Annotated in this window: 18 protein-coding genes; 12 read left to right on the top strand and 6 right to left on the bottom strand. The window is 63.7% G+C overall.

From position 1 onward, the window contains the following. Positions 1–20 precede the first annotated feature (20 nt). Together FXV83_RS08150 and FXV83_RS08145 are read right to left on the bottom strand one after the other, a co-directional pair. Positions 21–1,895 carry an adenine deaminase gene (locus tag FXV83_RS08150; protein ID WP_148738661.1) on the bottom strand — a complete coding sequence of 625 codons (1,875 nt, stop codon included), beginning with the start codon at positions 1,893–1,895 and terminating at the stop codon, positions 21–23. A 13-nt stretch (positions 1,896–1,908) separates the two neighbouring features. Beyond that, positions 1,909–2,574 (bottom strand): TetR/AcrR family transcriptional regulator, encoded by a 666-nt coding sequence (locus FXV83_RS08145; protein WP_148738660.1) that lies wholly within the window; start codon positions 2,572–2,574, stop codon positions 1,909–1,911. A 308-nt stretch (positions 2,575–2,882) separates the two neighbouring features. Here FXV83_RS08145 and FXV83_RS08140 point away from each other — a divergent pair, with 308 nt between their 5' ends. Together FXV83_RS08140 and FXV83_RS08135 are read left to right on the top strand one after the other, a co-directional pair. Further along, entirely contained in the window at positions 2,883–3,896 is a 1,014-nt protein-coding gene (locus FXV83_RS08140; protein WP_148738659.1) for a formamidase, read from the top strand. An 84-nt stretch (positions 3,897–3,980) separates the two neighbouring features. Next, complete coding sequence (locus FXV83_RS08135) at positions 3,981–5,300, top strand: dicarboxylate/amino acid:cation symporter (protein ID WP_148738658.1); 1,320 nt, start codon at positions 3,981–3,983, stop codon at positions 5,298–5,300. A 6-nt stretch (positions 5,301–5,306) separates the two neighbouring features. Here FXV83_RS08135 and FXV83_RS08130 read toward each other — a convergent pair whose 3' ends face one another. Next, a complete protein-coding gene (locus tag FXV83_RS08130; RefSeq protein WP_148738657.1) occupies positions 5,307–6,680 on the bottom strand; it encodes a hypothetical protein in 1,374 nt (457 codons plus the stop codon). A 109-nt stretch (positions 6,681–6,789) separates the two neighbouring features. Further along, positions 6,790–8,058, bottom strand: a complete 1,269-nt coding sequence (locus FXV83_RS08125; protein WP_148738656.1) for an allantoate amidohydrolase — start codon at positions 8,056–8,058, stop codon at positions 6,790–6,792. A gap of 399 nt (positions 8,059–8,457) precedes the next feature. Between FXV83_RS08125 and FXV83_RS08120 the strand changes: the two genes are divergently transcribed. The 6 genes from FXV83_RS08120 to FXV83_RS08095 are packed head-to-tail and all read left to right on the top strand — an operon-like array spanning position 8,458 to position 14,344. After that, entirely contained in the window at positions 8,458–9,570 is a 1,113-nt protein-coding gene (locus FXV83_RS08120) for a BMP family ABC transporter substrate-binding protein (protein ID WP_148738655.1), read from the top strand. Continuing rightward, entirely contained in the window at positions 9,567–10,679 is a 1,113-nt protein-coding gene (locus tag FXV83_RS08115; protein ID WP_148738654.1) for an ABC transporter permease, read from the top strand. The genes FXV83_RS08120 and FXV83_RS08115 overlap by 4 nt, the downstream gene beginning before the upstream one ends. Position 10,680: 1 nt before the next feature. Then, positions 10,681–11,607, top strand: a complete 927-nt coding sequence (locus tag FXV83_RS08110) for an ABC transporter permease (protein WP_148738653.1) — start codon at positions 10,681–10,683, stop codon at positions 11,605–11,607. 25 nt (positions 11,608–11,632) lie between these two features. Beyond that, the gene (biuH, locus tag FXV83_RS08105; protein WP_148738652.1) at positions 11,633–12,316 is read left to right on the top strand and encodes a biuret amidohydrolase; all 684 of its coding nucleotides are present in this window, start codon (positions 11,633–11,635) and stop codon (positions 12,314–12,316) included. Then, complete coding sequence (locus FXV83_RS08100; protein WP_148738651.1) at positions 12,313–13,845, top strand: ABC transporter ATP-binding protein; 1,533 nt, start codon at positions 12,313–12,315, stop codon at positions 13,843–13,845. Before biuH ends, FXV83_RS08100 begins: the two co-directional genes overlap by 4 nt. Positions 13,846–13,858: 13 nt before the next feature. After that, the gene (locus FXV83_RS08095) at positions 13,859–14,344 is read left to right on the top strand and encodes a nucleoside deaminase (protein WP_148738650.1); all 486 of its coding nucleotides are present in this window, start codon (positions 13,859–13,861) and stop codon (positions 14,342–14,344) included. 122 nt (positions 14,345–14,466) lie between these two features. Here the strand turns inward: FXV83_RS08095 and FXV83_RS08090 are convergent, their stop codons facing one another. Continuing rightward, the gene (locus FXV83_RS08090) at positions 14,467–15,576 is read right to left on the bottom strand and encodes a hypothetical protein (protein WP_148738649.1); all 1,110 of its coding nucleotides are present in this window, start codon (positions 15,574–15,576) and stop codon (positions 14,467–14,469) included. Between the two features lie 578 nt (positions 15,577–16,154). On the opposite strand from FXV83_RS08090, the gene FXV83_RS08085 reads away from it, so the two are divergent. The 4 genes from FXV83_RS08085 to FXV83_RS08070 all read left to right on the top strand — a co-directional run bounded on the left by FXV83_RS08085 (position 16,155) and on the right by FXV83_RS08070 (position 20,857). Then, entirely contained in the window at positions 16,155–17,726 is a 1,572-nt protein-coding gene (locus FXV83_RS08085) for an ABC transporter ATP-binding protein (protein WP_148738648.1), read from the top strand. Then, positions 17,710–18,801 (top strand): ABC transporter permease, encoded by a 1,092-nt coding sequence (locus tag FXV83_RS08080; protein ID WP_148738647.1) that lies wholly within the window; start codon positions 17,710–17,712, stop codon positions 18,799–18,801. Before FXV83_RS08085 ends, FXV83_RS08080 begins: the two co-directional genes overlap by 17 nt. Continuing rightward, positions 18,788–19,705, top strand: a complete 918-nt coding sequence (locus FXV83_RS08075; RefSeq protein ID WP_148738646.1) for an ABC transporter permease — start codon at positions 18,788–18,790, stop codon at positions 19,703–19,705. Before FXV83_RS08080 ends, FXV83_RS08075 begins: the two co-directional genes overlap by 14 nt. A gap of 75 nt (positions 19,706–19,780) precedes the next feature. After that, positions 19,781–20,857, top strand: coding sequence for a BMP family ABC transporter substrate-binding protein (locus FXV83_RS08070; RefSeq protein WP_187435746.1), 1,077 nt, complete (start codon positions 19,781–19,783; stop codon positions 20,855–20,857). A gap of 107 nt (positions 20,858–20,964) precedes the next feature. Here the strand turns inward: FXV83_RS08070 and FXV83_RS08065 are convergent, their stop codons facing one another. Continuing rightward, positions 20,965–22,314 (bottom strand): 8-oxoguanine deaminase, encoded by a 1,350-nt coding sequence (locus FXV83_RS08065; protein WP_187435745.1) that lies wholly within the window; start codon positions 22,312–22,314, stop codon positions 20,965–20,967. Positions 22,315–22,325: the final 11 nt, after the last annotated feature.

The following is a 22,325-nucleotide window of genomic DNA, read 5'->3' as shown; positions in this document are numbered from 1 at the left end:
CGCCGTCTCCCCATCAGCGCTCACCAGACCACCGGGTGCGCTTCGCCGGTCTGGACGTTGATAAATCCGAGCGGCGCCTGCTCGCAGGGCGCGACCAGCACCCAGCTCCAGGGCGCGCAGGTCAGCGTCGCGAACATCAAGCGCTCCGGAAACCCGGGATACCAGCGCGGCCGGAAGGTCGGCTCATACATCCAGTCCACCTTGCGGCCCTCCGCATAGAGCGCTTGCATCTCGGCATCGAGCGCCTGCGCCGATCGGCAGCTCATCAATCCGCCAACCTCGAACCGCACGGTAGCAACGAGCTCGCCTTCTCTGACCAGCGACCATCCGCCCTGGCGTTCGACCAGCGCGTTCACGGCCTTGGCCATCGCGGCGTCGGATGAGCCGACCACCCAGATGTTGTGCTTGTCGTGCGCGACCGAGCAGGCAAGCGCGGTCTCCGGGGTGCGCGGTCCGCAGCCGCGCCAGAACATTTTTGCAACCCGACCGTCGCCGGAGAAGCGATCGACGATGGCAAATTTGGTGATGGCCTCGCTCTCATCGCGCTGCACGGCGCCGTCACGCACCGGCAGTTCGATTGTGTAGAACTCCGGATGCCAATGAAACGGGCGGATCACGGCGGCTTTCATCGTGGTGCGGCCGGGTTCGGCCGATAGCTCGAAGTCCTTCGGCTGGATCGCGCGCTTGATATTCACTGTCCTGGTCGCCCAATCGGGCCAGGAGATTTCGGGAACCTTGCGCAGGTAGTGCTTGCCTTCGGATACCTGCGCACCGTCGGCCCAGACTTCGGCGATGCTCAGCTTGGCGACATCAGAGAGCAGCACGACGTCGCCAAAACGCCCCGGGGCGAGACTGCCGACGAACGGGGTGATGCGCATGTGCCTCGCGGGATTGATGGTAAGACACTGGATCGCGACTTCCGGCGCCAGACCAGCCTCGATCGCGACCCGCGCGTTGTGATCGCTGGCACCGAGCTCGAGCGTATGGCTGGCGCTGCGGTCGTCGGTGGTGAATGCGATCTGCGACCAGTCCTGCAAACCCTTGGCGAGCAGCCAGGCGACGATCTCAGGCATGGCGTAGACGCGCAACTCGATGAAGAGACCGCGGGTGAGCTTGTCCCAGGTCTCCTCCGGCGTCTGCACTTCGTGATCGGAGGCGAGGCCGGCCGCGGCAAAGGCGTTGATGGATGGCAGGTCCCGCAGACCGGAGCCATGGCCTTCGACGACACCGCGCGCCGCGAACGTGGCTTCGATCATGCCCCAGAGCCGCTTGTAGGACGGGTTGTCGGGATTCCAGACCGCCGGCCAGTCCATCACCTCGTCGAGCCCGGTGACCATCAGGCTCTCGCTCATGAAGCTCGCCTGCTCGTCGCGACCATACCAGCCGCCACCCCACTCATAGGCCGTGGGCGGCACCGCCGATCCGGGCTGCGGAAAGATCTTGAGCGGCGATCCGCGACGGCGTGCCTCGAACCAAAACTCGAGATTGCGTGCGCCGTTGACATTGGAGAATTCGTGGCTCGCCTCGCAGGTCCAGGTATTGCCATGCGGCAGCACCAGCGCGGCCTCCCATTCCGGCGTCAGATGCGAGCTTTCGATATGCTTGTGCACTTCACCGAAACCTGGAACGGCCGCAAGATCGGGACGATGCACGCGTTCGCTGACTTCGCCGGGATAGCTTCCGGCCGGTCCGACCCATGCGATCCTTCGGCCCTTGAACACGATCTCCTGATCTTCGCTCCAGGTGCGGCTGTGCACGTCGAGCAAACGCCCGACCCGCAAGCTCCGATCGGCCGGGCGGCGACCGAGCGCCGTCAGCACCAGATCCTGCCGGATGCGAACCTCATCGGCGGCGTTGATCAAGAGGTCGTCCGGCATCTCGTTCGAGGTTGTCATGCCCTGCTCCACCCTATGACAGCTCTCTCGCCGCGGTTCGTTTCCGCGGCGGCTTGCCACCTTGTTCGGAACGCAGCCGTGCCGCAGCCGCGTCGCGCTGCCGGATATCCTTCAGGAGCGTGCTGAGCGCCCAGTCGATCGCATCGGCAATCTCGGCGCTCGACATGCCGAAGTCTTCGCGCAACGCGCTCCAGGCGAGCACGTTGTTGAGATAGGCTGCGAGCGCCTCGGCCTGGCGGACCTCCTTCGGTTTGAGGTGCCGCACCAGAGGTGCCATCGCCTTGCTGTGCTGGTCGATCAGATGCCGCCGAAAGCTGGCCCGCACGCTGCGGCCGACCCGCGTCATGGCGATTGCACGCGCAAGATTCGGATGGCGATCAAAGCTCTTGCAGAGCTTGCGAAAGATAACCGGCAGCTGGTCCGGCGAGGAAAAGGGAACGTAGCCGAAGACGTTGTCTTCGATCCACTCACCGGCCGCTGCAAACAGCTCCGCGCGAGTCTTGAAATGCCGATAGATGGTGCGTTCTGCAACCTTCGCGCGCCTGGCGACGGCAGCCATCGAGACCTCGTCCGCGGCATCATCCTCGAGCGTCTCGACGAAGGCCGCAACGATACGCTGCCGCGTCAACTCGGCATATTCGTCGCGAAGATTTGCGCCGTGTCGCCTTACTGTACTCATGTCATAAGCCTGACATCGGCGGTCGCGACGGGTCAAGGCGACATTCGAGGCACCTCGCGCCTCAATAATATGCGGGGTTCGTGCGCGGTGCGGCGGGACGCTCAAGAGGCCCACGGGGCTCCCAGGAGATCAGGAACAGCCGATGCGCCTTCGCACTCTCATGGCATGTTCCGCCCGCGTGATGCCCACACTCTTGCTTCACCGCCCGAGAAATAGCCTTTTGCCGGCCGCAAAAGTCGGATTTGCTTGGCACCCGACAGATCGCGCCGGCAATGTCGCCAGCGTTTGATCCAGCAAGGGAGCTGTTCATGAACGGGCTTGGCGGGTTGAACAAATCGCCTGAGGGCGTCGTCATCGGGCTGGTGCAGTTGCAATTGCCCAACGTCGCGACCGCGGCTGATCTGGCGCGGCAGACCGAGCGCATCGTCTGGATGGTCGGCAAGGCCCGCCGCAATCTTGCCACCATGGATCTGGTGGTCTTCCCGGAATATTCCCTGCACGGACTCTCGATGGACACCAACCCCGAGATCATGTGCCGGCTCGACGGGCCTGAGGTGACGGCCTTCAAGAAGGCCTGCGTCAACAACAAGATCTGGGGCTGTTTCTCCATCATGGAGTTCAACCCGCACGGCAATCCCTACAACTCCGGCCTGATCATCGACGATCACGGCGAGATCAAGCTCTACTACCGAAAACTGCACCCCTGGATTCCGGTCGAACCGTGGGAGCCGGGCGATGTCGGTATTCCCGTCATCGAGGGCCCGAGGGGCGCGAAGATCGCGCTCATCATCTGCCACGACGGCATGTTCCCGGAGATGGCTCGCGAATGTGCCTACAAAGGCGCGGAGATCATGATCCGCACCGCGGGCTACACCGCCCCGATCCGCGACGCCTGGCGCTTCACCAACCAGGCCAATTCGTTCCAGAACCTGATGGTAACGGCAAACGTCTGCATGTGCGGGTCGGACGGCTCATTCGATTCCATGGGCGAAGGCATGATCGTCAATTTCGACGGCACGGTGCTGGCACATGGCACAACCGGCCGGGCCGACGAGATCATCACCGCTGAGGTGCGGCCCGATCTGGTGCGCGAGGCTCGCATCAATTGGGGCGTCGAGAACAACATCTACCAGCTCTGGCATCGCGGCTACGTCGCGGTGAAGGACGGCGCGATGGACTGCCCCTATTCGTTCATGCAGGACATGGTCGCAGGCACCTTCCGCCTGCCGTGGGAAGACCAGGTCAAGATCACCGACGGGACGTCCTGTGGCTTCCCGGCACCGACCCGGATGTTCGGCAAAACGGCGAAGGCGGCGGAATAGACCATTTTCGGCCGGGATCAGCGACAATCTGGCACGGTTGTTGCTCCTTTTGGCGTCTAAGACGCGTCAAAACGGGATGTCACCATGTCGACCATTGCTGCGGCCCCGGCCGCCGAGCGCAAGCCGCTTTACACCTCGCTATTCGTCCAGGTTCTAGCCGCGCTCATTCTCGGCATCATCCTCGGCGTGGCCGTGCCAGACTTCGCCATCAGCCTCAAGATCCTGAGCGACGCCTTCCTGAAGCTGATTTCGATGATCGTGGCGCCCATCGTGTTCTGCGTCGTCGTGCACGGCATTGCCGGCGCCGGCGACCTCAAGAAGGTCGGCCGCGTCGGCGTCAAGGCGCTGGTCTATTTCGAGGTGATGACTACGGTCGCCCTCGTGGTCGGTCTCATCCTGGCCTACACCTTCGGCCCGGGCCATGGCATGAACATCGATCCCTCGACGCTGGATGCCAAGGCGCTCAACACCTATGCCGACAACGCCCACAAGCTTCAGGGCGGCGGCATCGGCTCCTTTCTGCTCAACGTGATCCCAAGCACCTCGTTCGACGCCCTGTCGCGCAATGACGTGCTCCAGGTCCTGTTCTTCGCCGTGCTGTTCGGCGTCGGCCTCGCGCTCGTCGGCGGTGAAAAGGGCAAGCTCGTTACTTCCCTCATCGACGCCGCCTCGACCGTACTGTTTCGCGTCATGGGACTGATCGTGCGCATCGCCCCGCTCGGCGTGCTCGGCGCGGTGGCCTACACTGTCGGCAAATACGGCGTCGGCTCGCTGAAGCAACTCGTCTCGCTGGTGATGCTGTTCTATGTCTCGGTCGGCATCTTCGTACTCGGCGTGCTTGGCAGCGTGATGGCGCTCGCCGGAATCAACATCCTCAAGTTCCTCGCCTACCTGCGCGAGGAGCTGACCATCGTGCTCGCGACCGCCTCCTCCGATGCGGTGCTGCCGCAGATCATGAAGAAGCTGGAGCGGATGGGAGTGAAGGACTCCGTCGTCGGCCTGGTGATTCCGACCGGCTATTCCTTCAATCTCGACGCCTTCTCGATCTACCTGACGCTTGCCGTCGTCTTCATCGCGCAGGCAACGAACACGCCACTGTCCTTCGGCGATCTTCTGCTCGTGCTCGGCGTCTCCCTGATCACATCGAAAGGCGCACATGGGGTGCCGGGCTCCGCTATCGTGATCCTCGCAGCGACACTGAACGCGGTGCCGAGCATCCCCGCGATCGGCCTCGTGCTGGTGCTGTCGGTCGACTGGTTCATCGGCATGGCCCGCGCGGTCGGCAACCTCACCGGCAATTGCGTTGCGACCGTGGTGGTCGCGGCCTGGGAAGGTGACCTCGACCGCGCCAAGGCAGCCAAGGTGCTCGACGGTGGCGAACTGGTCGACGTGACGGCTGGTTAGCGCGGATCAGTTACCCCAATGCAGCAACGGCGTTCCGAACGCCCTGCTCCAAACGGAAAGGAAACGCGGAAACCAGGAGTGCGCTACGGCGCCCTTGTAGGCCCAGGTGCGATACTTCAGGCCCTGTTCCGATAACAATTCCTGATATCCACCGTGAACTTCGGTCGCGGTCCGAATGTCCTTCAATATTCCTTGGGCGCAGGTCCGGTAGATGTCGCGCCCCGAGAATTCGTCGTAGTCCAGCATACGATCGGCAAACTCGACGTTGAACGTCGGCCAGGAGGATCGTCCCTGGTAGGCGGGCGCCGCAATCTTGTGGATCATCTTGTTGCGCGGATTATCCGCCGACACCAGGAAGTGGGATGTTCCGGGTATGCGAAACCGCGGTTCGGCGATGACCAGATCCGTCGTCGCCGCGAACAGCGTGCGTTCGCTTGCCTCACTCAGATCCCAGAAGCCCCGATGCACGCTGACGAAATCCAACGCAACCGAAGACACCGGAGAACTCGCCGGGCCATCAAGGGAATGCGTGACATAGCCGCCCTTGCCGAACAGATGCAGCAGGTCCCTCTTGTACTGCGAGAGCTCGCGCCCGAGCAGCGACTTAAGCTCATTCTCGTCGACGACACCGAGCAGCACGCCCCAAACGAATGTTGTGTAGACGCAGGCATTGGTGACAAAGCGCCTGCGTTCAGCGCGGGTGTCCGTTGCCGCAGACCGTGGCCGGCTCACGTCGCAAAGCAAATACCTGATGCCGCCGTCATGGAAGGGCTCCAATTCGCTGGCGAGCTGCAAAATCGCCCGCTTCAAGTCGACACCGTATTCGGCCAGCAGCAGACGGCCCGCATGCGCGCATTGTGACATCGCCAGATGGGACGACGCCCTCTCCTCGGCAGATATCATCTGCTGGAGCCCGGCGAGAATGCCGAGCAGCGTATCCGAGGGGCGCGAGAAATAATTCACGCCAAGATACCGGGCACGCCCCGCCGGAACGATGGTCGTCGTGACGACGTCGGCGCGAACCGCCTCCAGCAACAGGCGCACGCTCCTTTCGAGCAAATGCGCCCGCCGCGCCGCGTCCTGCGAATCCATGATGGTCTTGGGATCGAGAACGTCGGGATAGAACCAGGCGAAGTCGCGCGGATAATAGGCGGAGGCATGCGGCGCCCCCGTGACGAGGAAAGCCTCAGTTACCGAAAAGGCGCTGTCCATCGAGTGACGGTAAAGATCCTCGATGGCCGACAACGAATGATGCGATTTTCTCAGGAATCGATCGCCGAGAAAATTGACCGCCTGAAGAGCGTTGGCGACAAAGGTCGCGGTCGTCCCCTGATAAAACCGGTTCTCACGATGTGATGGAAAAGAGATGTCGCTGTTCATGTGCGTAAGTCGGCTGATGTCTCGTGATCCCGAATGATGGCAGTCACCATTCTAAACATGCCTGATTCGTATCTCTACCCGGTGACTTGCGGGCTCTCTGACAATCAATTCACGTGGCGCGGTCCTCCCGCGGCGTGAAATTCTCGATCACCTGCAGCAGCACCCGTGCACCGGCATCGGCATCGGCGAGTTCGACATGCTCGTCCGGGTGATGGCTGATACCGCCGCGACAGCGCACGAAGATCATGCCGACATCGGCGATGTCGATCATCGCCATGCCATCGTGCCCTGCCCCGCTCGGCAGCTCAAATACGGAAAGGCCCTCCGCAGCGATTGCCCGCGCGATCTGCTCCTTCAGCCAGGGCGCACAAGGAGCGGTGCGGTTTTCGTGGGTGACGTCGAGCTGAAGCGACAGCTGCCTGCGCTTTGCGATCGCCTCGATCTGGCGGACGACATCGGCGACCGCGCGCTTGCGATGCATATCGGTCGGCGCCCGCATGTCGATGGTGAACGATACCTCACCGGGAATGACGTTGGTCGCGCCGGGCTTGGCGTGGATATAACCGACGGTGCCGACCAGCCCGCTCTCGTCGGTCCGGCAAAACTGCTCGATCGCACCAATGCATTCGGCCGCGCCGGTCAGCGCGTCGCGCCGCAGCGCCATCGGCACCGTTCCGGCGTGACCGGCCATGCCGGTCAGTCGTGCGGCAAGCCGCGTGGCGCCCGCGATCGCGGTGACCACGCCGACGGGCAGGTTCTGTGCTTCCAGCACTGGTCCCTGTTCGATGTGCAGCTCAAGATAGGCAAGCAACTCGCGCCGCGCCCGCGCGGCCGCGCCGATATGATCGGGATCGAGGCCAAATAGCACGAGCGCATCGCGCATCGAGACGCCGTCGCGGTCGCGGGTTGCCAGGACGCTCTCATCAAACGTGCCTGCCACCGCGCGACTGCCGAGCAGCGTCGAGGCGAACCGCACCCCTTCTTCGTCGGCGAAGCCTATGACCTCGATCGCGAACGGCAGGCGCTTGCCGCGGCGGTTGAGATCGGCGACGCAGGCGATTGCGGTGATCACTCCCAGCGGCCCATCCCATTTGCCGGCGTCGCGCACGGTGTCGTAATGCGAGCCAAGCATCAGGCAGGGCGCACCCGGCCGCTCACCCTCATATCGGCCGCAGACATTGCCGATCGCATCGAGATGCGCGCTCATGCCGGCGTCGCGCATCCAGCCAAGGATGAAGTCCGCGGCTTTGCGCAATTCCTTGCTGAGATAGATGCGGGTCAGCTTGCCGGCTTCTTGCGAGATCTCACCAAGCTCATTGATCCGAGCTACGATCTCTTCGCCGAGCGATGCATTCTGAACGGCGTTACCAACACCCATCTCAGCGAGCTTCCATCCTCTGGGGCTGGAGCTGCGGCGGCCCCAGCGACAATCGATACAAATTCAGTGCCAGCGAACGCGGCCAGCGCCGTCCCAACTACGGGGTGGTTAGCACGAACGCGATGACTGGCCGACCTTGCAGCCTCCTCCATGCACACGCTCAAGCCGGCCAAGCCTGCTTAACTCCACTGCATACAATCAAAGAATACTGCTCAAAAATTAATCTGACGATTTCCTGTTCAAGATTCGACCCGACATCATAATCGATGTTTATCAATAGGTTACGTCGCTATGCACGGCTCATAGCCTCTGGCACGAAGCTTGCGACATCGTGTTCCAGCTCCGCCAGACCGGCGCAGCCGCGAGATTAAGGCGGTTCGTCCGCCAAGGGAGCATCCAATGGATTTTGGCAGGATTTCACGACGGCATTTGTTGCAATGCGGCGCGGCCCTCACCCTCGGCGCGGCGGCCGGCGCCCGCCCGGCTTTCGCAGCCGAGACGACCATCGGCTTCATCTATGTCGGCTCGCGCGATGACTACGGTTACAACCAGGCGCACGCTCAGGGCGCCGCGGCGCTGAAGAAGATTCCTGGCCTCAAGGTCGTCGAGGAAGAAAAAGTGCCCGAAACCGATGCGGTCGAGAAGACCATCGAATCGATGATCAATCTCGACGGCGCCACCCTGCTCTTCCCGACCTCGTTCGGCTACTACAATCCGCACATGATCAAGATGGCCAGCAAGTTTCCGAAGCTGCGCTTCGAGCACTGCGGCGGCCTCTGGAGCGACAAGGACCCGAAGAACGCCGGCAGCTATTTCGGCTATATCGACGAAGCCCAGTACATCTCCGGCATCGTCGCCGGCTACACCTCCAAGAGCGGCAAGCTCGGCTTCGTGGCCGCAAAGCCGATCCCGCAAGTGCTGCGCAACATCAACGCTTTCGCACTCGGCGCCAAGCTCGCCAACCCGAAGGCCACCACGCAGGTGATCTTTACCGGTGACTGGTCGATGCCGGTCAAGGAAGCCGAGGCCACCAACAGCCTGATCGACCAGGGCGTCGACGTGCTGACCTGTCATGTCGACGGCCCGAAGACGATGGTCGAGAACGCGGCGCGCCGCGGCGCCTTCGTCTGCGGCTATCACACCAACCAGTCGCCGCTCGCACCGAAGGCTTATCTGACTGGCGCCGAGTGGAACTGGGAGGCACTGTATCCGAAATTCGTCAAGATGATCGCCGCTGGCGAGAGCATCCCGAACTTCTATCGCGGCGGCCTCAAGGAAGAGATCGTCAAGACCTCGCCCTACGGCGAAGCGGTCTCCGCCGAAGCGCGCAAGCATGCCGACGACGTCAAGGCAAAATTCCTGTCCGCGGAGGGCTACGCCATCTTCAAGGGCGGACTGCTCGACAACAAGGGTAAGACAGTGATCGCCGCCGGCACCGATCGGGGCCAGAAGGATCCCGAGCTCGAGAAGATGGACTATCTCGTGGAGGGCGTGATCGGAGCGACTTCGTGACATCGGAGGCGGCGGATTCCACGCAGGCGGTCGGGACAATTGCCCCGGCCGCCGACCCGGGATTTCTCCAGCGCCATGGCGCGACCATCGAATACATCCTGATCCCGGGCGCGGCGCTGGCCGGCGCGCTCGTGGTCTTCGGTATTTTCGTCGCGATGTTCGGCAAGAACCCGCTCGATCTCTATTTTTACATGTACTACGGCGCCTTCGGCACCTGGTTCTCCTGGCAGAACACGCTGACGCGCGCGGCCCCATTGATCCTCACCGCGCTCTGCACCGCGCTGCCGGCACAGCTCGGCATGGTGATCATCGGCGGCGAAGGCGCGCTTCTGGTCGGCGCGCTGACGGCAACGAGCGCAGCGCTCGCGCTCCAGGGCATGCCTCCGCTCATCGTCCAGATCGCCATGGTCTGTGCCGGCGTCATCGGCGGCGGCCTGTGGATCATGGTATCGGGCGCTCTGCGTCAGTTCCGCGGCGTCAACGAGACGATCTCGAGCCTGCTGCTCGTCTACATCGCGCTCGCGATCCTCAACCATCTCGTCGAAGGCGTGATGCGCGATCCCGCCAGCCTCAACAAGCCGTCGACGCGCGAGATCGGCGCCGCCAACATGATCGGCTCGATTCCCGGCACCGACGTGCATTGGGGCCTCGTGTTCGGCCTGATCGCCGCGATCGCCGCCTACCTCCTGATCTATCACACCGTGTTCGGATTCGCCGCACGCGTCGCTGGCGGCAACATTCGCGCCGCGAAGATCGTCGGCCTCGGCGTCAGCAAGCTCATTCTCACCGTCTGCTTCCTGGCCGGCGGGGCAGCTGGCCTCGCGGGCATGGTCGAGGTTGCTGCCGTGCAGGGCCGCACCAACGCCAACCTCGCCGCAGGCTATGGCTTCACCGGCATTCTCGTTGCTTTCCTGGCGCGGCAAAATCCGCTCGCAATCATTCCTGTCGCGATCCTGCTCGGCGGCATCAGCGCCAGTGGCGGCCTGTTGCAGCGGCGCCTCGGATTGCCAGATGCCTCCGTGCTCGTGCTTCAGGGCATCATCTTCGTCTTCGTGCTCGCAAGCGATGCGCTCTACGGCCGCATCGGCTTCCTGAAGGGGAAATCCTGAGATGGCAGACGGATCGATCGGGCTCTGGACCGTCCCGCTCGCCGTGCTCGGCGGCGCCATTCGCGTCTCGACGCCGTTCCTGTTCGTGAGTCTGGGCGAATGCATCACCGAACGCTCGGGCCGCATCAATCTTGGCCTCGAAGGCACGCTGGTGATGGGCGCGATGAGCGCCTACGGCATCTCCTACGTCACCGGATCGCCTTGGCTGGGCGTGCTCGCCGCCGGCGTCGCCGGCGCGCTTCTGGGTGCACTGCATGCCGGCATCTGCTCGCTGCCGCGCGTCAACGACATTGCCGTCGGCATCGCCTTGATGCTGTTCGGCACCGGGCTCGCCTTCTATCTCGGCAAACCATTGATCGAACCGACCGCGCCGCGGCTGCCCGCGATCGATTTCGGATGGTGGAGCGATATCCCGCAGCTTCGCGCTGCGCTACGCATAAACGTGATGTTCCTGATCGGCGTGGCGCTGGCCCCGATCCTGTACTGGGCCTTCCGCACGACGCGCTGGGGCCTCCTGATTCGTACCGCTGGCGAAAGCTCGGATGCCGCACGCGCCATGGGCTATTCGGTCCTGCTGATCCGCCTGCGCGCGACCATGGTCGGCGGCTTCCTCGCCGGCATCGGCGGCTCCTTCCTGTCGCTGTTCTATCCGGGAAGCTGGAACGAAGGTCTGTCCTCGGGACAGGGCATCACCGCCGTGGCGCTCGTGATCTTCGCGCGCTGGGATCCCCTGCTGTGCCTGTGGGCCTCGCTCGCCTTCGGCGGCGCTGCGGCCTTGGGGCCGGCACTCCAGTCGGTCGGCGTCACCTCCGGCTATCACCTCTTCAACGCCGCGCCCTACATCCTGACGTTGGCAATCATGATCATCACCTGCTCGCCGAAGCGGACGCTGACCGGCGCGCCCGCCGAACTCTCGATCACACGGTAACACGCGGTACGCAACGAGGTCGTCCATGCCCGAGCGCTACATCAAGTCCGAGCCCTACGCCTGGCCCTATAACGGCGACCTTCGCCCCGAGAACACGGCGCTCGTCGTCATCGACATGCAGACCGACTTCTGCGGCATCGGCGGCTATGTCGACAAGATGGGCTATGACCTCTCGCTGACGCGGGCCCCGATCGAGCCGATCAGGAAGCTCCTCGCGGCCATGCGCAGCCAAGGCTATCACATCATCCATACCCGCGAGGGCCATCGTCCCGATCTGTCCGATCTTCCCGCCAACAAGCGCTGGCGCTCGCGGCAGATCGGCGCCGGGATCGGCGATCCCGGCCCCTGTGGCCGCATCCTGGTGCGCGGCGAACCCGGCTGGGACATCATCCCGGAGCTCGCGCCGCTGCCCGGCGAGCCCATCATCGACAAGCCCGGCAAGGGCTCGTTCTGCGCCACCGATCTGGAATTGATCCTGCGCGTGCGCGGCATCGAGAACATCGTGCTGACCGGCATCACCACCGATGTCTGCGTCCATACCACCATGCGCGAGGCCAACGACCGTGGCTTCGAATGCGTGCTCCTGCACGATTGCTGCGGCGCGACCGACAAGAGCAACCATGAGCATGCGCTCAAGATGATCAAGATGCAGGGCGGCGTGTTCGGCGCGGTCTCGACCTCCGACGCCTTCGTCGGAGCGATTTCGTGATCATCGGCGAGCAGCCTCCGCCGTCAGGTGCCTTTGGCGTCAATGCCATCGCCATGACCATGCGCTTCGGCGACTTCCTCGCACTGGACAATGTCGATCTGAAGGTACGGCCGGGCTCGTTCCATGCGCTGCTCGGCGAGAACGGCGCCGGCAAGTCGACCCTGGTCAAATGCATCATGGGCTATTACCACGCGACCGAAGGGGGCATCATCATCGGCGATCGCGAGCAGGCGATCGCCAATCCGAAGGACGCCCACGCGCTCGGCCTCGGCATGGTCTATCAGCACTTTACCCTGGTGCCGGCGATGACGGTCGCGGAAAATCTCGTGCTGGCGCGCGATAACGTTCCGGCGGTCGTGGACTGGTCCAAGGAGATGAAGGAACTCGATGCATTTTTGGCGCGGATGCCCTTCAAGGTGCCGCTCGGCGCAAAGGTCTCGGATATCTCGGCCGGCGAGCGGCAGAAGTGCGAGATCCTCAAGCAGCTCTATCTGAAACGCCACTTCCTGATCCTGGACGAGCCGACGTCGGTGCTCACGCCCGCGGAAGCCGACGAAGTGCTTGGCATGCTCCGCGACATGGTCGTCAGGGGCGAGCTGACCATCCTGATGATCACGCACAAGTTCCGCGAGGTCATGGCTTTCGCCGACGAGGTCACCATCCTGCGCCGCGGCAAGCTCGCCGGCCACGGCAAGGTCGCAGAGCTCACCGCGGACGCGATGGCACGCACCATGATCGGCGCCGAGGAGCTGACCGTGCAGCCGCCACGCACCGGCGAAGCAGGTCGGACGAGGTTAGAGCTTGCAAAAGTCCGCGCACTCGACGACGCCGGAGCCATCGCCGTACATGACGTCTCGCTCACCGTTCGTGCCGGCGAGATCGTCGGCATCGCCGGCGTCTCCGGCAACGGCCAGCGCCAGCTCGTCGAGGTGCTGGCAGGCCAGCGCGAGGCCGAGAGCGGCGAAATCAGCGTCGCAGGCGATCCCTATCGTGCCAGTCGTGCGGAAATGCGCCGCCACAAGATGTCGCTTCTGCCGGAGGAGCCGCTGAAGAACGCCTGTGTCGGCGGCATGAGCATCGCCGACAACATCGCCTTCCGAGAGTTCGATCGTGCGCCCTTTGCAAGCCTCGGCTGGTGGCTCAACCGCGGCGCGTTCCGCGACGATGCCAAGAAGAAGATCGGCCAGTACAAGATCAAGACCCGCACCCCGGATACGCCGATCTCGGCGCTGTCAGGGGGCAACGTCCAGCGCGCCGTGCTGGCGCGCGAACTCGGCGGCGACGTCGAGGTGCTGATCGCGGCCAATCCCTGCTTCGGTCTCGACTTTGCGGCGGTGGCGCAAATCCACGCAGAGATCATGGCGGCGCGTAACCGCGGCGCGGCGGTGCTGCTGGTCAGCGAGGATCTCGACGAGCTGCTTGAGCTTTCGGACCGGCTGGTGGTGATGTTCCACGGCGAATTCGTGTATGAAGCACCGACCTGCGACGCCGATCTCACCGTGGTCGGTCGGCACATGGCGGGACATTGACGGCGGAGCGGCGATGAACGGTCCATCAGAACGCGACGAAGGCTTTCTGCGCCTCTCCTTCGCGGTCGCCCGCCGTTCCCTCACCCATGGCAACCATCCCTTCGGCTGCATCGTCGTCGGCGCCGACGGCAACGTGCTGATCGAGACCGAGAACGGCTACATGCCGGATCGTGACGGCACCGCGCATGCCGAACGCATCGCGGCGACGCAGGCCTGCCGCACGCTCAGTCGCGAAGTGCTGGCAGGATCCACACTTTATTCCTCCGCCGAGCCCTGCGCGATGTGCGCTGGCGCAATCTACTGGGCTGGCATCGGCCGCGTGGTCTATGGCCTCAGCGAGCACCGCCTGCGCGGCGTCACCGGCAATCACCCGGACAACCCGACCCTCGACCTGCCCTGCCGCAAGGTCTTTGCCAGCGGCCAGCGGCCGACCGAGGTGGTGGGACCGTTGCTGGAAGACGAGGCCGAAGCGCTGCACGAAGGCGTGTGGACGAAGTAGGCGCTGCGAGCGAGCCTCGCCCGCTCTCGCGGAAGGCCCCCGCGTGACGGCACCAATCCCACAAACGAAGATGACGCCGCGGACGCGGCGTCATCGTCGTGCACCTGATGCGTGTCAGATCGTTAGAATTTTACTGTGATGCCGGAGTAGAGCGAGGACTCGGTGCAGGATCCGGTGCTCACCTTCGCCCCACCAACCAGGGTGGTGCAGGCCACGGCGTTGTTGTGATCGAGACCGAACTTATTCTGCCAGTAGCGATAGGCAACCCAGACATCCACGAAGTGCGAGTACTTCTCGCCCCAGATCGCCTTCGAGGCATCGAGGGTCAGACGGATCGGCTCGGAGTTGAACTCGACCTTGGTGGGATAGACGCCGTTGGCGACGCTGGCCGGAAGTGGCTCGGTATCCGTTCCCTTCTTGCCATACCAGCCGGCGCGGCCGCTGATCGAGAAGTACTGCATGTTCGGCGGCAGGAAGCCGAGATCCATGTAGTAGTTGGTTTCGACAGCCCAGGTCGGCTTGAAGGACGTGTTGCCGTCGGTGAGGCACGGGGCGGACCAGCCGGCGCCGCACTGCGAGAAGGAGTTGTGGTTGGCGAACTCCCAATACACGAGCGGCGCGACGTTGAAGTAGCCCTTGTAGGGAAGATCGAGGGCGAACTGCAGACCGGCGACGACGTCGCGCTTGGCGGCGCCGAAATACCGGTTCTCGGTGTTGGCATCCATGCCAACCTCGAACGAGATGTTATGCAGCGGGCCCTGCGTGAAAGCCTTGGTGTTGAAGATCTCGTTCCAGCCGAAGGTCGAGCGGAACAGGCCGTAGATTTCAGTTGCGCCGGCGCAGCTTGCTGGCGTCGCTGCGAAGCCCGCAGCCGGCGACACGATCACGCCGGTCGCCGTGCAGGGACCCGCCGGGTCGTTGTGGTCCGACTTGAACATCGAGATGGTGAAGAAGTTGGTGCCGTAAGCCCAGGCATCGAAGTGGGTGAAGGAGTAGACCTGCTTCGTCGTCTTGGCGTTGATCACGCCGTTGGTGTTGGTGAAGGCACCGGGCTGCGAGGCATCGAAGATGTAGGAGAAGGTGACGCGGTTGTCGATCACCAGGAAGAACGGGAGATCCGCCGCCTTCTTTGCGGCTTTGACCGGCAAATCTGCCGCCTGAACCAAGCCACCGGTGGCGAGCGTAGCAAGTGACAGCGCCGCTGCTGCAATTGCCCTGAAGCGAAACGACATCCTGAATACCCCCAAGTTTGGACACGTAAAAATGAACGTCCCTGGGTGCGACACTTGCGCCGATTTCCTGGAGTGAGAAGCCTCAACTTGTTTCAAGGCGTGACGCTTGTTTTGGCAGCGAGTGGCTTTTCATGACGAAATTTCAAGGGCTTTTGCGCCTCGCGCTTGCTTGCGAGCGGCAAGGCAAGGCAGGCGATTGCGAAATTTTCCCGACTGATTTTGCTTGCCTTTTGCGTCGCGCGAGAGCGCGGCCACGATCTTCGGCGATGATCATCATTGCTGCGCGGCAATGCATGCGTGTGGCGGCGCGATGGTGCTCAACTTGGCGTCAAGCCTGCATAGCGGGTTCCGATTTGGTTTGAACCGTCACAAATTAGCAACAGACGTTTCGCTGGGGCCGGGCCGCAAGCGCTATTGAGGGAGCAATTGGGACGCTCCTCGTTCGAAGCGAGGACGATCAGCGCCGCCTTGCCCATCTGCCAAAGCGTTGAGCAAGGGATGACGCTATTTCACACCTTACGCGCCGGTTTAAACTGGCCCACAATTGAGGCACTTCACCCACGCAAGCGCATCGACGAATGTTAGATCCGACGCCTAACGGCCAGCCTTCCGGCGAGTCCCCGCTCCTCAGGACGATCGGACTCACCAAACGCTATGGTGACTTCCTCGCCAACGATTCCATCGACATCGACATCTGGCCGAAGGAAATTCACGCGCTGCTTGGCGAGAACGGCGCTGGCAAGTCGACGCTAGTCAAGGCGATCTACGGGTTGATCCAGCCCAGTGCAGGCGAAATTCGCTGGCAGGGGCAACCGATTGCGCTGTCGGGTCCGTCGCAAGCGCGCGGCCGCGGCATCGGCATGGTGTTCCAGCACTTCTCGCTGTTCGATAATCTCACCGTCGCCGAGAACGTCGCGCTCGGCCTCGACGGAAGAGAATCTTTCAAGGACATGTCGGCACGGCTCGAGCAGGTGTCGAAGACTTATGGCCTGCCGCTCGATCCCAGGCGCGAGGTCTGGCAGTTGTCGGTCGGCGAACGCCAGCGCATCGAGATCGTCCGCGCGCTGATGCAGGATCCGAAGTTCCTGATCCTGGACGAGCCCACGGCGGTGCTGACGCCGCAGGAAGCCGATCAGCTCTTCATCGTGCTGGAGCGACTGAAGGCCGAAGGCCGCGCTATCCTCTACATCAGCCATAAACTCGACGAGGTGAAGCGGCTCTGCGATACCGCCACGATCCTGCGCGGCGGCAAGAAGATACAAACCTGCAATCCCAGACTCGAGACCGCAGCTTCGCTCGCACGCATGATGGTCGGCAGCGAGATCAAGGAAGTGAAAGCTGCAGCCGGCCGGCGGGCCACCGTGCCGCGGCTCGTCGTCAACGATCTCTCGCTCGCGCCGGCCGAAGCGCATGGCGTGCGGCTCGAGCACATCTCGTTCGAGCTGAAGGGCGGCGAAATCCTGGGCATCGCCGGCGTCGCCGGCAACGGCCAGGACGAACTGTTCGCAGCGTTGTCCGGCGAACGATTGTCGAACGACCCCGGCACCGTGGTGATCGAAGGTATTGCCGCCGGCCACCTCTCGATCACGCAGCGGCGCAAGCTGGGTGCCGCCTTCGTCCCCGAAGAGCGGCTCGGGCACGGCACCGCGCCGCGCATGAAGCTGTCGGAGAATGCGCTGCTTACCGGACACGCGGCGAGCGGAATGGTCCATCACGGCTTCATCGACACTGCGGCGACGCTCAAGACCGTCGATCGCGCGACCGAAACCTTCGACGTCCGCAAGGCCAAGCGCGATCCGGAAGCCGCGAGCCTCTCGGGCGGCAATCTGCAGAAATTCATCGTCGGCCGCGAGATCCTGCGCAACCCGGCCGTGCTGGTGGTAAGCCAGCCGACCTGGGGCGTCGACGCCGGCGCCGCCGCCGTCATTCGTCAGGCACTGCTTGATCTGGCAACCGCAGGCGCCGCTGTGCTCGTGACCAGCCAGGATCTCGACGAACTCGCCGAAATCGCCGACCGCATCGCCGTGATGTTCCATGGCCGGCTATCGGCCCCGCTCGCCACTGGCGAAGCGACGCGCGAGAAGCTCGGCCTGTTGATGGGCGGCAGCAGCCTGGAAACGAAGGAGGCCGCGCATGCAGTTGGTGCTTGAGAAGCGCGCCGAGCGTTCCAACACGATTGCGATGGTCTCGCCGCTGATCGCGATCGGCCTGACGATCGTCACCATGGTCATCCTGTTCGCGATCCTCGGCAAAAATCCGCTTCTGGCGCTGCACGCCTATTTCATCGCGCCCTTGACCGATGGCTATTCGCTCCAGGAGATTGCGGTGAAGGCGACGCCGCTGGTGATGATCGCGATCGGGCTGTCGCTCTGCTACCTCGCCAACGCCTGGAACATCGGCGCTGAGGGGCAATTCCTGGTTGGCGCCGTGGCCGGAAGCTGGATCGCGGTGAAGACGCAAGGTACCGACGCCGGCGCCTGGGTGCTGCCGGCGATGTTCGTGCTCGCGGCAGCCGGGGGCGCGCTCTATGCGCTGATCCCGGCGATCTGCAAGGTGAAGTTCGGCGCCAGCGAGATCCTGACCAGCCTGATGCTGGTCTATGTCGCCGACCTCTTTCTCGACTATCTGGTGCGCGGGCCGTGGCGCGATCCGCACGGCTTCAACTTCCCGACAACGGCCGAATTCGATCCGGTGGCCACCGTCCCGCTGCTGATCGAAGGCGGCCGGCTGCATCTTGGCTCGATCATCGCGCTGGTTGTCGTCGCGGCGGCAGCGATCCTGCTGGGGCGAACCATCAAGGGCTTCGAGATCCGCGTCGTGGGCGCGGCGCCGCGCGCGGCACGGTTCGGTGGTTTCAACGCCGACCAGTTGATCATCCTGACCTTCGCGGTCTCCGGCGCACTGGCGGGTCTCGCCGGCATCATCGAGGTCGCAGGTCCCGTCGGCCATCTCCAGCCCGGCATCTCGCCCGGCTACGGTTTTACCGCGATCATCGTTGCCTTCCTCGGCCGGCTGAATCCGCTTGGAATATTAATTGCAGGCCTTTTCCTCGCATTGACGTTTATCGGCGGCGAGCAGGCGCAGATCGCGATGAAGATCCCGTTGGACGTCACCAAGGTTTTTCAGGGCATCCTGCTGTTCTACGTACTGGCTTGCGATTCCCTCATCCTCTACCGCTTCAAGCTGGTCTTCCCGAACCGTCAGGTGGCCCGTGGAACTGCTTGAAGCCATCATCCTGGCGGTGCTCGCCGCGTCGACGCCGCTGCTCATCGCGGCGACGGGCGAGCTCGTGACCGAGCGCTCCGGTGTCCTCAATCTCGGTGTCGAGGGCATGATGATCGTCGGTGCGGCCTGCGGCTTCGCCGGTGCCTGGCTGACGGGCTCGATTCTGATCGGCGCGCTATTCGGCATCGTCGCGGGCACGCTGATGTCGCTGATCTTCGCGCTGATGGCGCTTGGGCTTGCCGTCAACCAGGTCGCGACCGGTCTAGCACTCACCATCCTGGGCGTCGGGCTTTCCGGCCTGATCGGTGCCGGCTTCGTCGGCGAGCGCATCACGCCGGCGGCACATCTCTACATTCCCGGCCTCACCGACATCCCGCTGATCGGCCGGGTACTGTTCGGCGAGGACGCCTTCGTCTACTCCTCGCTGACGCTGATCGTCGGCGTCTGGTGGTTTCTGTACCGCACCCGGCCGGGGCTGATCCTGCGCGCCTGCGGCGACAGCCACGTCTCCGCGCATGCGCTCGGCTATCCCGTGCTGCGCATCCGCACCTTCGCCGTGATGTTCGGCGGGGCCTGTGCCGGCCTTGCCGGCGCCTATTTGCCGCTTGCCTATACACCGTTCTTTATTCCCGGCATGACCGCAGGCCGCGGCTGGATCGCGTTGGCGCTGGTCGTGTTTTCCTCCTGGCGGCCGGGCCGGCTCGTGGTCGGCGCCTACCTGTTCGGCGCGGTGACGATCCTGCAATTGCATGCGCAAGGCTGGGGGGTCGGCATTCCCTCGCAATTCATGTCGGCGCTGCCGTACCTCGCGACCGTCATCGTGCTAGTGCTGCTGTCCCGCGCACGGACCGGCGGCTCGACCGCGCCGGCCGCGCTCGGCACCGTATTCGTGCCTGACCGCTGATCTTTTTCCGCGGCGTGCGCGATGGGGCGCGCATGTTGCGGATTGTGGCTTTCCCCGACTGTTTGGAGATTGATGATGAGGAAAACACTTCTTGCGCTGGCTGCCGGGCTTTTGCTTGCCGGGAGCGTCAGTGCAGCCTCTGCTGCCGACAAGCTGAAGGTCGGTTTCATTTACCTCGGTCCGGTCGGCGACCTCGGCTGGACTTATCAGCACGAGCTGGCACGCCAGGCGCTGGTGAAGGAGCTCGGCGACAAGATCGAGACCACCTTTCTAGAGAACGTGCCCGAGGGTCCCGACGCCGAGCGCTCCATCGAGCAACTCGTCCGCGCCGGCAACAAGCTGATCTTCACCACCTCGTTCGGCTACATGGATCCGACGCTGAAGGTCGCCAAGAAATATCCGAACGTGCATTTCGAGCACGCCACCGGCTACAAGCGCAACCCGAACATGTCGACCTACTCGGCCAAGTGGTATCAGGGCCGCTACATCCAGGGCCTGATCGCGGCCAAGATGTCGAAGTCCGGCGTGCTCGGCTATATCGGCTCGTTCCCAATTCCCGAGGTCGTCTCCGGCATCAACGCGACGATCCTTGCCGCGCAGACCATCAACCCGAACATCAAGGTCAAGATCATCTGGGCCAACACCTGGTTCGATCCGGGCAAGGAAGCCGACGCCGCCAAGGCGCTGATCGACCAGGGCGCCGACGTCATCATGCAGCACACGGATTCGCCGGCAGCGATGCAGATCGCCAGCGAGCGCGGCAAGCTCGCCTTCGGCCAGGATTCCGAGATGATCAAGTTCGGGCCCAAGACCCAGCTGACGTCGATCCTCGACACCTGGGGCCCCTACTACATTGCCCGCGTCAAGGCCGAGCTCGACGGCACCTGGAAGTCCGAGGACACCTGGGGTGGCCTCGACAGCCATATGTTCGCGATGGCGCCCTACACCAACATGCCCGACGACGTGAAGAAGATGGCCGAGGATGCCCAGGCCGCGATCACCGCGGGCAAGCTGCATCCGTTCAAGTGCCCGGTCGTTGGGCAGGACGGCAAGCCGGTCGAGTGCAAGGGCGGCGATCACCTCGACGACGGCCAGATCCTTGGCATGAATTTCTACGTCAAGGGCATCGACGACAAGATTCCAGGCAAGTAGCACGCTTCTTGCATTGCTAGAACCACCTGCTCCTCCCGGAGGAGGTTCGGAGGGGGTAGCCAGAAGCACCCGGCACTTGTGGTTGCCCCCTCTTTTTTTCTTCGCTCCTATCCCGCCTGCATCGCCCGCGCCGCGGAACTATGGCGGCGGACGAGGTCGGGGACGTCCAGGCCCGGGATCGCGCCTTCGACCACGGCCCATTTTCCCGCCACCATGACCCGATCGGCCCGATGCGCCCCGCACAGCACCACCGCGGCCAGTGGATCGCCATGGCCAGAGAAGCGCAGCTCGTCGAGCTTGAACAGCGCAAGATCGGCCGCCTTGCCGACCGCGATTTCGCCGAGTTCCGGCCGGCCGACGCAGGCTGCCGAGCCCTTGGTGGCCCAGCGCAGCGCGTCCTTGTGGCTGACTTTCGTCACCCCGTAGCGCGCCCGCTGCAGCAGGAAGGCGGCGCGCACCTCCTGCATCAGGTTCGATCCGTCGTTCGACGCCGAGCCGTCGACCCCGATCCCGATCGCCACGCCAGCCTCCTCCATCTCGCACACGGGACAACAGCCCGAGGCCAGCAGCTGGTTGCTACAAGCGCAATGGCTGATGGTGGTCTTCGCCTTGCCGAGGCGCTTGATCTCGTCAGCGTTGAAGAAGATGCCGTGGGCGAGCCAGGTCCGGGCATTGAGCCAGCCGCACTGCTCGAGATAGTCGAGGGGACGGCAACCATACATCTGCTCGCAGAATCTATTTTCATCCTCGGTCTCGGCAAGGTGGGTGTGCAGGCGCACGTCGAGCTTGTCGGCGAGATCGGCGGTTGCGCGCATCAGCGATGTCGTCACCGAGAACGGCGAGCAAGGTGCGAGAGCGATCTGCACCATTGCGTCCGCACCGCGCTGGTGGTGCTTGGCCACCACGCGCGCGCTGTCGGCGAGGATCGTATCCTCGTCCTGCACGACGCTATCCGGCGGCAAGCCGCCGTCGCGCTGCGACAGGTTCATCGAGCCGCGCGTGAGCAGGACGCGCACGCCGAGCCGCTTTGCAACCGCAACCTCGATATCGACGGCATCTTCGAGTCCGGCCGGAAACACGTAATGATGATCCGTCGTGGTGGTGCAGCCCGAGAGCAGGAGTTCGGACATCGCCACGGTGACGCCGAGTTCCAGCGATTCCGGCGTCATCCTCGCCCACACCGGATAGAGTGCCTGGAGCCAGGGAAACAGCTCGCGGTCCATCGCGGCCGGCAGCGCCCGCGTCAGCGTCTGGTAAAAATGGTGATGCGTGTTGATGAGTCCCGGCAGCACGACGTGCTCGCTAGCGTCGAACACCGCAGCGCCCGCGGTCGCGGGCGTGCCGCCGGCCGGTACGAGCTCGATGATCCGGCCGTCCTTCACCACGATCCCGCGCTCGGCGCCGTCGGCGAGGATGGCCAGGGGATCCTTGATCCAGATCGGCTTAGCGTCGCTCATGATCCTGCTTC

The sequence above is a fragment of the Bradyrhizobium hipponense genome, from assembly GCF_008123965.1.
Classification (GTDB): domain Bacteria; phylum Pseudomonadota; class Alphaproteobacteria; order Rhizobiales; family Xanthobacteraceae; genus Bradyrhizobium; species Bradyrhizobium hipponense.
This window is presented reverse-complemented; position numbering and strand designations above follow the sequence as displayed.